The organism is Streptomyces phaeochromogenes (assembly GCF_001418655.1).
Classification (GTDB): domain Bacteria; phylum Actinomycetota; class Actinomycetes; order Streptomycetales; family Streptomycetaceae; genus Streptomyces; species Streptomyces phaeochromogenes.
On sequence record NZ_LIQZ01000110.1, the window covers coordinates 1 to 9,810 of the forward strand.

Genomic DNA, 9,810 nt, shown 5'->3' on the forward strand with positions numbered 1-9,810 from the left:
TTCCCCGCGCCCCTAAATGCGAAGGGCGCCACCGTCCGCACCGCCACAGAAGGCCCCGTATGCCCCAATTAGCACTCTGGCCTCGGAAGTCGTCCTCAAAAACTTCCGCCCCCCGTACAACCCTGACCCCTCCCCGTGGGTCTTCTGATCGCCAACCGCCCGTAAAGCCCAGGAGAACTCCGGGCGAATGCGAGCGGAACGCACCCCATTGACTGCGGGCGCCCGCCAGGCGTCCCCGCATGCAGCAGGAGAATCCCGCATGCACAAGCATCTGCGAATCACCCTCGCGACGGCCTCCGTTGCCGNNACGCCGACTTCAACGGCGACGGCGTCGGCGACGTGGCCTTCTCGGCCTCGGGCGCCTATGTGAACGGCCGCAAGACCGCCGGACAGCTCGTCACCCTCTACGGCACCGCCACCGGAGTGTCCTCCGCCAAGCGGTCCACACTCAGCCAGGACAGCGCCGGTGTCCCCGGCACCGCCGAAGCCGGGGACGGCTTCAGCGCGGAGACCGCGTACGCCGACTTCAACGGCGACGGATACGACGACCTCGCCGTGTCCGCCCCGGGGGAGAAGGTCGGCAGCGACACCACCGGCGGCACTCTCGCCGTGCTGTGGGGCTCCGCGAGCGGCCTGACCGGCAAGGGCGTCACCATCGCCGACCCGGCGGTCTCCGCGCACGACTACTGGGGCAAGAACCTCGCCGCCGGCGACTTCGACGGCGACGGCACGGCCGACCTGGCCGTCGGCAACTCCTCCAGCACGGTCTACGTCTACAAGGGCGGCATCAGCGCGTCCGGCACCGCCGTGGGCGGCCGGTACACGCTCAAGCCCCCGATCCAGTCGGGCGGCGACGCCCTCGGCCCGATCAACCTCACCGCGGGCGACGTCAACGGCGACAAGAAGACCGACCTGGTCATCGACGGCTTCGAGACCGGCACCGACTACGGCTGGGCCAGGAACTACTTCGTGCCCGGCGCCGCGAGCGGCCTCTCGGTCTCCTCGGCGCAGATCGTGAAGCCGGGCGCGATCACCGCGATCGGCGACGTCAACGGCGACGGTTTCGGCGACATCGTCTCCGGCGCGTACTGGCACAACACGTTGAGCGACGGCACGACGGTCCCGGACTCGGCCCTCGGCGGCAAGGTGAACGTCACCTACGGCACCGCCGACGGCCCGGGCGCGACCGCGGGCATCACCCAGAACACCGGCAACGTCCCCGGCTCCTCGGAGAAGGACGACTTCTTCGGCTACGACCTGGACCTCGGCGACATCAACGGCGACGGCTACCAGGACATCGTCGTCGGCTCCGCCGGCGAGGACCTGAACTCCATCAAGGACACGGGCGCGGTCACCGTCCTGTACGGCTCGGCGAACGGCCTCGACACCGCCTCCGGCACCCAGTACTTCGCGCAGAGCACGGCGGGTGTGCCCGGCAGCGACGAGACGAACGACGCGCTCGGCGCGGACGCGAAGCTCGACGACGTCAACGGCGACGGCCGGGCCGACCTGCTGGTCGGCTCGTACGAGAACGCGAGCAACGGCGCGGTGCTGTACATGCCGTCGAACGGCACGAAGATCACCACGTCCGGTTCGCGGTCCGTCTCGCCGAGCAGCGCGGGTGTGTCGACGACCGGCACCCCGGCGTTCGGCGTCAACTTCGCCGACTGAGTTCGCGGACCGAGCACGTCCCGTCCCTCTTTCACCATCCGGCGGGCCCCGCACCTCACAGGTGCGGGGCCCGCCGTCCCCCACTACCGGAGACCTCACTTGCGCAAGCGCACGCTCCTCCTCGCCACGACGCTCACCACCGCCCTCACGACCGGGCTCCTCATGGCGCTCCCCGTCACCGCCTCCGCCGCCCCCGCGGGCCTGAAGGGCGACTTCAACGGCGACGGCTTCGGTGACGTGGCCTTCGCCGCGCCGTACGCCAAGGTCGGCGACCAGGTCATGGCCGGGTACGTGGCCGTCGTCTACGGCAGCGCGACCGGGCTCGACCCCGCCAACCACACGGTGATCGACCAGAGTTCGGCCGGTGTGCCCGGCGCGCCGGAGGCCGAGGACGCCTTCGGTTCGGCACTCGCGGTCGCGGACTTCGACGGTGACGGCTACGCGGACCTGGCGGTCGGCGCGTCCGGCGAGGACGTCGAGAGCGACGTCGACGGCGGCACGGTCGCGGTCCTGTGGGGCGGCGCGAGCGGTGTCGCGGGCGGTACGACGGTGAAGGACCCGGCGGCCACCACGCACGACGAGTTCGGCCGCGCCCTGACGGCGGGCGACTTCGACGGCGACGGCAAGGCCGACCTGGCCTCGGGCACGACCGCCTCGCACGCGTACGTCGTCAAGGGCGGATTCACCCGCTCGGGCACGACCGGTGCCGCGCAGCGGATCGCGCTGCCCGAGTCCACCCCGTACGGCGTCGACGCGATCAAGGCCGGCGACACGAACGGCGACGGGAAGGCCGACCTCGTACTGACGTACCGGACCGAGCTGACCGGGGACGGTCCCAACAGCTGGTCCAAGGGGGTCGCGTATCTCGGCACGTCCACCGGCCTGGAGACCTCCGTGCCGCGCGGCCTGGGCGGCGGCACGTCCATCGCGATCGGTGACATCGACGGCGACGGCTACGGCGAGATCGCCCTCGGCAACGTCTTCACCGCGGAGGACGACCACTCCGGCAGCCTCGGCGGCCGGGTGACGGTGATCCGCGGTTCGGCGGGCGGCCCGGTCAACGGCGACGCGCCCATGGCCGAACTCACCCAGGACTCCCCGGGCGTGCCCGGCGCGGACGAGGAGCGCGACGGCTTCGGCAGCGCGCTCTCCATCGGTGACGTGAACGGCGACGGCTACGGCGAACTGGCCATCGGCGTCATCTTCGAGGACATCGAGACGATCGAGGACACCGGCTCCACGGTCCTCCTCCAGGGCTCGGCGGACGGCGTCTCCGAGACCGGCGGACGCACCCTCTCCCAGGCCTCCTCCGGCGTCCCGGGCAGCGCCGAGCCCATGGACTACTTCGGCTCCGACGTCCTGCTGACCGACGTAACGGCCGACGGCAAGGCCGACTACACGGTCTCCGCGAGCTTCGAGGGCGAGGGCGTCGGCGCGGTCACCGCGATGCTCTCCGACGGCACGGGCATCTCCCCGAACGGCGACCGCGGCTTCGGCCCCGGCGCGTTCAACCTCCCTTACACATACGGCGCCTTCGGCGCCGGCCTCACCAACTGAGGGGACGCCAGATGCGCATCCGCACGACACTGACCCTCACGGCCGTCCTGGCGGCGGGGGTCACCCCGCTGGCCCTGGCGCCCGAAGCCTTCGCAGCTCCGGCGAAGTTCGCGGACGACTTCAACGGCGACGGCTACCGGGACCTCGTCGTGGGCGCCCCGGACGCCACCGTCTCGGGCAGGTCGGGAGCAGGCGCCGTCGTCGTCCTGTACGGCTCGGCGTCCGGCCCCGGCAAGGGCAAGAAGCAGCTGATCTCCCAGAACAGCAGTGGCGTCGAAGGCGCGGCGGAGGCGGACGACGCCTTCGGCCACTCCGTGTCCTCCGCCGACCTCGACGTCGACGGTTACGCGGACCTGCTCGTCGGAGCGCCTTACGAGGACGTGACCGGAGCGCGCACCCGTGGCAGCGTCACCGTCCTGTGGGGCGGCGCCCAGGGCCTCAAGAACAGCGCGGTCCTTCCGACGCCGAGCCCGTCCACCGACGGGGACACCAGCGGCTGCTCGTACGGCACCGGAGTCGCGGCGGTCAATCCGAAGGCCGCCCCCGGGCGCCCCCGGGTCTCCGTGGCGGGCTGGTGCGCGAGCATCGGCATGACCGGCCCGTTCACCCGGACCGGTAAGCCGGCCGCCCACAGCCTGGGGACGGACACCCCCTCGCTCGACGACACGGCCCTGGGCGACCTCGACGGCAGCGGACGCCCCGAGGAGATCGCCGTCAGCGTGGGTCTGTCCGACCACCCCTCCGGGGGTGTGTACGTCGCCCCGTCGACGCGGCAGCCTCCGCTGTCCACCGACGGCGACAACGTGGCCGTCGGCGACGTGAACGGCGACGGCTACGGCGACCTGGTCGTCGGCGACCCCTCCGACACGGTCATCGACGGAACACCGCAGGAGGGCACCGGCCACAAGGGCGGCCAGATCGCGATCTGGCCGGGTGGAGCCCGCGGTGTCGACCCGGCCGCCGAGCCGATCCTGATCCACCAGGACACCCCGGGCGTACCGGGCGCCGCGGAGTCCAACGACTACTTCGGCGCCGACGTGAGCGTCGCGGACGTCAACGGCGACGGCTTGGGCGACATCGCGGTGGGCGTACCCGGCGAGAACCTCGGCTCCGTCCGGGACGCCGGATCGGTGATCCTCGTCCCCGGCCGGGCGGGCGGGCCCACGGGCGCCGGTTCCACCACGATCGGCCAGAACTCCGCCGCCGTTCCGGGAGCAGCCGAGAAGGGCGACACCTTCGGCTCGACCGTCCGCCTCGCGGATCTCACCAAGGACGGCAGGCCGGACCTGGTGATCGGCGCGTCCGGCGAGAACAACAGCACAGGTGGGATCTGGGTGTTCAAGGGCACCACGAGCGGCCCGGCTCTCAGGAACTCGTACAGCGTCATGGGCAACGCGGTGGGGCTCCCCAAGGAGCACTACACCAACTGGGCCTCGGTACTCGCACCCTGACCTGGACACCGGCGCGCCCCGACGAGGACCAGGTCGGGGCGCGCTCCCCCCAGAACGCACACATGTTCGCCATATTTGTACAACCCTCACGCACCTCCAGAGGTCTCCTGTGCACCGGCCACATGTCTTGAACCAGCCATACCTCCGAAGCCGGGCACACCCTCCGTCACTCTTGGAGATCTCTTGCGAAAGCGCACCTGCCTCCTGGCCGCCGCCATGCTCGTCTCGGGCCTGACTCCGCTCGCCCTGGCCGCTCCGGCCTCCGCGGCCGCCGCCAAGTACGTCGACGACTTCAACGGCGACGGATACCGCGACCTCGCCGTCGGCGACCGCGGCGCCAAGGTCGGCGAGGCGCAGAACGCGGGCGCGGTCGTCGTCATATGGGGCACGGCCAAGGGCCTGGACCCCTCCAGACGCACGGTCGTCACCCAGGACAGCCCGGGCATCCCCGGCGCGGCGGAGTCGAACGACTACTTCGGTACGGACGTCACGACGGCCGACCTGAACAAGGACGGGTACGCGGACGTCGTCGCCACCGCGATCGGCGAGACCAACGACGGCCGCTCCGGCGCGTTCACCGTGCTCTGGGGCTCCAAGTCCGGCCTCACCCGCGGCAGTTCGTACATGAACCCCCTCTACAAGGACCGCGCCTTCGCCAAGGACATCGCGGTCGGCGACTTCAACGCGGACGGCAAGCCGGACGTGGTCGCCGTCGACTCCGAGAACATCCTGTTCATGCGCGGCCCGTTCACCACGTCCGGCTCCCACGGCAAGGTGACCGACTTCGACCCGCGCGGCGGCGAGGAGATCACCCCGGAGACGGTGGTCGCCGGAAAGGTCACCAAGGACGGAACCGTCGACTTCGCGGTCCTCGGCAGTGAATGGGACACGGCCGTCGGGGCGTTCAGGGACACCGTCTGGTTCTACAAGGGCGGCTCCGGCGCCCCGAAGCGCACCAAGACCGTCAAGCTCCCGTCCTCCACGACCCTCGTGTCGAGCGGCGCGGCGATCGCCGACTTCGACAAGAACGGATACGGCGACCTGGCGATCGGTGCGGAACGCGCGGGCACCGGCGGCGCCGTGTACGTCCTGCCCGGCACCTCGACGGGCCCCAGCAACTCGGTGAAGACCATCACCCAGGCCACGTCCGGAGTGCCCGGCACCCCGGAGACCGGCGACGACTTCGGCGGCGACGTCTCGGCCGCCGACACCAACGGCGACGGCTACCCCGACCTCGCCGTCGGCACCCCGGGCGAGATCATCGCCGCGCCGACGTCCACCGACACGGGCGTGTCCGTCAGGGCGGGCGGCCCGCCGCCCCGCATGGCCGCCGGCGCGGTCACCGTCCTGCGCGGCAGCGCGTCCGGCCTCACCGGCAAGAACGCCCGCGCCTACGACTACAACACCGCGGGCATCGAGGGCGAACCCGGCGAGCGGGCCGCGTTCGGCTACTCGGTCAGCCTCCGCGACTACACCCGCGACGGCCGCGCCGAACTGCTCGCCGCCGCCCCGTCGACGCCGCAGCGCCTGCACCTCCTCCCGGGCACCGCATCGGGTCCCACGGGCACCGGCTCCCAGGTCCTCACACTCGCGAGCCTGGGCCAGACCGCTCTGACCAACTTCTGGGCCGAGCTGGCGGACTGACCGCGGACCGGTCCCGGACTGACCGGTCCCGGACCGGCTCCCCTCCCCCTCACGCACTCCTCTGGAGACCTCCACCCGATGAAGCGCCAGTTGCGCACCACCACCGCCCTCGCCGCCGTCCTGGCCGCGGGCGTGGCCCCACTGACCCTCACCACCCCCGCCTCCGCCGCCGCGGCCAAGTACGCCGACGACTTCAACGGTGACGGGTTCCGCGACTACGCCGTCTACTGGAGCGGCGACAGCAAGGGCGGTGGTGTCGAGGTCACCTTCGGCACGGCGAACGGCCCCGGTACGCGGACCCAGCTCGTCGACCAGGCGAGCCCCGGTGTGCCCGGCGCCGACGAGGCGGACGACTGGTTCGGCGAGGTCCGCACGGCGGCCGACTTCGACAAGGACGGCTACGGCGACCTCGCCGTGGCCGCCACCGGCGAGGACGTCGACGGCCGCGAGGACCAGGGCGCGGTCACCATCCTGTGGGGCGGCCCGAACGGCCTCTCCAAAGGCACGACCGTTCCGAACAAGGCGCCCAGGGACTCCCTCAACCGGATGGGTTCCGACCTCGCCACCGGCGACTTCAACGGCGACGGCAAGACCGACCTCGCCCTCGTCAACGACGCGAAGACGTACGTCTACCGCGGCTCCATCAACCGCTCCGGCGTCCACGGCTCGGTCACGACCCTCGACAAGACGACGTCCTTCTACTCCACCGCGCTCATCGCCGGAAAGGTGAACGGCGACGGCAAGACCGACCTCGTCGTCATCGGCGACGTCGTCACCGACTCGTACATCGCCTCCGACGCCTGGTTCGTCAAGGGCGGCACCACCCTGACCTCCGGCAAGACCCTGCGCCTGGAGTCCCTGTCGGGCAACGGCGGAAGCACGGACCGCGGCGGCGACGGCGTCATCGCCGACTTCGACAAGGACGGCTACGGCGACATCGCGGTCGGCACATCCGTGTACTCCAAGGCCAAGGGCCGGGTCTCCGTCTGGTACGGCTCGTCGTCCGGCCCCTCCACGAGCACCCGAATCACCCAGGCGACGAGTGGGGTGGCGGGCACCCCGGAGACGTACGACGAGTTCGGCTGGTCCGTCTCCGCCGGTGACGCCAACGGGGACGGCTACAAGGACCTGGCGGTCGGCGTGATCGGCGAGGCCATCAACGGCAAGGAGTACGCGGGCGGCGTCCACGTGCTGTACGGCCGCGCGTCGGGCCTGTCAGGCACGCGCTCACAGTGGTTCGCCCGCAACTCGGCAGGCGTACCGGGCGCGTTGGAGGAGGGCGAGCACTTCGGCTACGCGGTCCGCCTCCGCGACACGAACGCCGACGGCCGCGCCGACCTGTACGTACGCGGCAGCGTGAACACGCTGCGCCTGCCTGGTTCCCCGACGGGTGTCACCACGACGGGGGCGGCATCCGCGGAGGAGAAACTCATCGAAGGCACGCTCCAGTAGCACTCGGCGGCTACCCTCGGGGAGTCATCAAGTTTGACTACCGCGACTGCCCGAGGGAGCCGCATGGCCAACGAGGTAACCATCCCCCTGCTGCCCTGCCGGTCGATCGACGAGATCACCGAGTTCTACGGCAAGTTGGGCTTCACCACGACCTATCGGCAGACCCGCCCGAACCCCTACGTCAGCGTCCAACGCGAGGACCTCCAACTGCACTTCGCCGGGATCGAGGGCTTCGACCCCGAGCAGTCGTACGGCTCCTGCGTGGTGATCGTCCCCGACACCGGGGCCATCCACCAGGCCTTCGCCGATGCCATGCGGGCCGCCTACGGCAAGGTCCTCGTGTCCGGCATCCCCCGAATGACCAGCCCCCGCCGGCGCAAGAACACCGGCAAGCGGGCCGGCTTCAGCGTCGTCGACCCCGGCGGCAACTGGATCCGCTTCTTCCCGGCGACGGAGGACAAGGACGCACCGGACGAGTCCTCGTACCCCACGGGCAGGCTCACCAAGGCCCTGGAGAACGCCATCGTCCTCGGCGACTCCAAGGGCGACACCCACCAGGCCGCCCGCATCCTGGATGCGACCCTGACCCGCGAGCGCGATTCCGCCCACCCTGTCGAGCTGGTCGAGACCCTCGTCTACCGCGCGGAACTCGCCCTCCGCTTGGACGACGCACCCCGGGCCCGCGCCCTCCTGACCGAGGTCGACGGTGTCCCGCTGGGGGACGGGGAGCGGGTCCGTCTCACCAACACCCTCGCTGTGGCGAGGGAGTTGGAGGGATCACTGCCGCCTACGGGCCTTACGGGCGAAGGTGCCGTATGAGGGCGGCGAGCCCGGCACCGGTGGCGGTTATCACCGCGTCGGGCTCGTCGCTTTCACGGAGGAGGAGGGTGTCTTGGCGTGCGGCGAGCTCCACGCAGTCGTCGCTGTCACCCCCGCCGGAGAAGGAGGACTTCTGCCAGGCTTCCTGTGCCATGTTGAGGCCTTTCACATCCGCTGAAGGAGGTGGTGGATGAAGTCCCTCGACTCTACGACGCCCAGGGCCACCTTCTCGATCGTGCGAAGCATCGCTCGATAGCGGTTGAGCTGAGCCTCCGCATCCAGGTAGGCACCCCCGTGCTTGGTGTCCACCAGGACGGTGTCCAACTGCGGAACGGGGCCACTCGCGTACACCAGCGGAGCGCTGATCCCAGCAAAACCGTCCACGTCGAACGGCACAACGCGCACGGTCACTTGAGGTCGTTCCGACTGCTCCAGGACGTGCAGCAACTGACTCCTGGCAACCTTGCTGTCTGCGGCTCGGATCCGCAGCGCGGCTTCGTGAATCACGGCTTCATAGGCGACCTCGCCGAGGACCTCCTGGCGCCGCAGCCGATAGCGCACCCGTGCTTCGCGCTGCTCTTCGGAGAGCAACGGCACAGACGAGGCAAAGATGCCCCGCATCTGCTCCTCCGTCTGCAACAGCCCGGGCATGTGCACGGTCTGGAACGTCCTCAACTCGGCCGCGTGATGCTCCAGTTCGGCCACGTTCAGGTACCCGGACGGCACCGTCCCCCGACACTCTTCCCACCAGCCGCGCCCTTTCTCGGCCGCCATGACTGCCAGTGCCTCCACCAGCGCGGCGTCATCACACGCGTACTCACTGGCCCAGTGCCGCACGCGCTCGGCGCTCACCCCTACCCGGGCGGTCTCCGTGGCGGAGAGCCTGCTCTCTGCGATCCCCAGCGCCCGTGCCGCCTCCCGGCCGCTGAGCCCCGCCCGCTCCCGGAGCTTGCGCAGCTCCGCGCCGAGCCGCTCCTGGCGTGCCGTGATGATGCTCCTAGCTGGCATGTACCCGTTCCCTCCGGGGAGTTGAGGTCCCCCAGTATCCCCGTTCAGCTTGACGGGCATCAATTTAACCCCATACCGTCAGTGACGAAGCAGCCACTCAGCGGAGCGGAAGTGCATCCCCCCGTCATGCCACGCCATGCCATGCCGGGCCAGACAGAGCCACCGCCCCGACAACCCCCCACCACTCCCCACCAGGAGACCGCATGCC

General features: G+C 70.6%; 7 protein-coding genes and 1 pseudogene. 6 read left to right on the forward strand and 2 right to left on the reverse strand.

Annotation, left to right across the window (positions count from 1 at the left end; translation table 11 throughout):
• Window positions 1–307: 307 nt before the first annotated feature.
• From AOK17_RS15730 to AOK17_RS15755, 6 genes and pseudogenes are all read left to right on the forward strand, one after another.
• Window positions 308–1,671 (forward strand): annotated as a pseudogene (locus AOK17_RS15730) (VCBS repeat-containing protein); the annotation flags it as partial.
• Window positions 1,672–1,770: 99 nt separating this feature from the next.
• Window positions 1,771–3,228 carry an FG-GAP-like repeat-containing protein gene (locus tag AOK17_RS15735; protein WP_055613087.1) on the forward strand — a complete coding sequence of 486 codons (1,458 nt, stop codon included), beginning with the start codon at window positions 1,771–1,773 and terminating at the stop codon, window positions 3,226–3,228.
• A gap of 11 nt (window positions 3,229–3,239) precedes the next feature.
• Entirely contained in the window at window positions 3,240–4,679 is a 1,440-nt protein-coding gene (locus AOK17_RS15740) for an FG-GAP-like repeat-containing protein (protein WP_055613088.1), read from the forward strand.
• Window positions 4,680–4,862: 183 nt separating this feature from the next.
• Complete coding sequence (locus AOK17_RS15745) at window positions 4,863–6,323, forward strand: FG-GAP-like repeat-containing protein (protein WP_055613089.1); 1,461 nt, start codon at window positions 4,863–4,865, stop codon at window positions 6,321–6,323.
• 78 nt (window positions 6,324–6,401) lie between these two features.
• Window positions 6,402–7,775: an FG-GAP and VCBS repeat-containing protein gene (locus tag AOK17_RS15750; RefSeq protein ID WP_055613090.1), complete on the forward strand. Its 1,374-nt coding sequence runs from the start codon at window positions 6,402–6,404 to the stop codon at window positions 7,773–7,775.
• 63 nt (window positions 7,776–7,838) lie between these two features.
• Complete coding sequence (locus tag AOK17_RS15755; protein WP_055613091.1) at window positions 7,839–8,594, forward strand: VOC family protein; 756 nt, start codon at window positions 7,839–7,841, stop codon at window positions 8,592–8,594.
• On the opposite strand, the gene AOK17_RS15760 is transcribed toward AOK17_RS15755, so the two are convergent.
• On the reverse strand, window positions 8,572–8,748 hold the full coding sequence (locus AOK17_RS15760; protein WP_055613092.1) for a DUF397 domain-containing protein: 177 nt from the start codon (window positions 8,746–8,748) through the stop codon (window positions 8,572–8,574). The genes AOK17_RS15755 and AOK17_RS15760 overlap by 23 nt on opposite strands.
• Window positions 8,749–8,759: 11 nt before the next feature.
• Window positions 8,760–9,602: a helix-turn-helix domain-containing protein gene (locus AOK17_RS15765; RefSeq protein WP_055613093.1), complete on the reverse strand. Its 843-nt coding sequence runs from the start codon at window positions 9,600–9,602 to the stop codon at window positions 8,760–8,762.
• Between the last annotated feature and the right edge of the window lie 208 nt (window positions 9,603–9,810).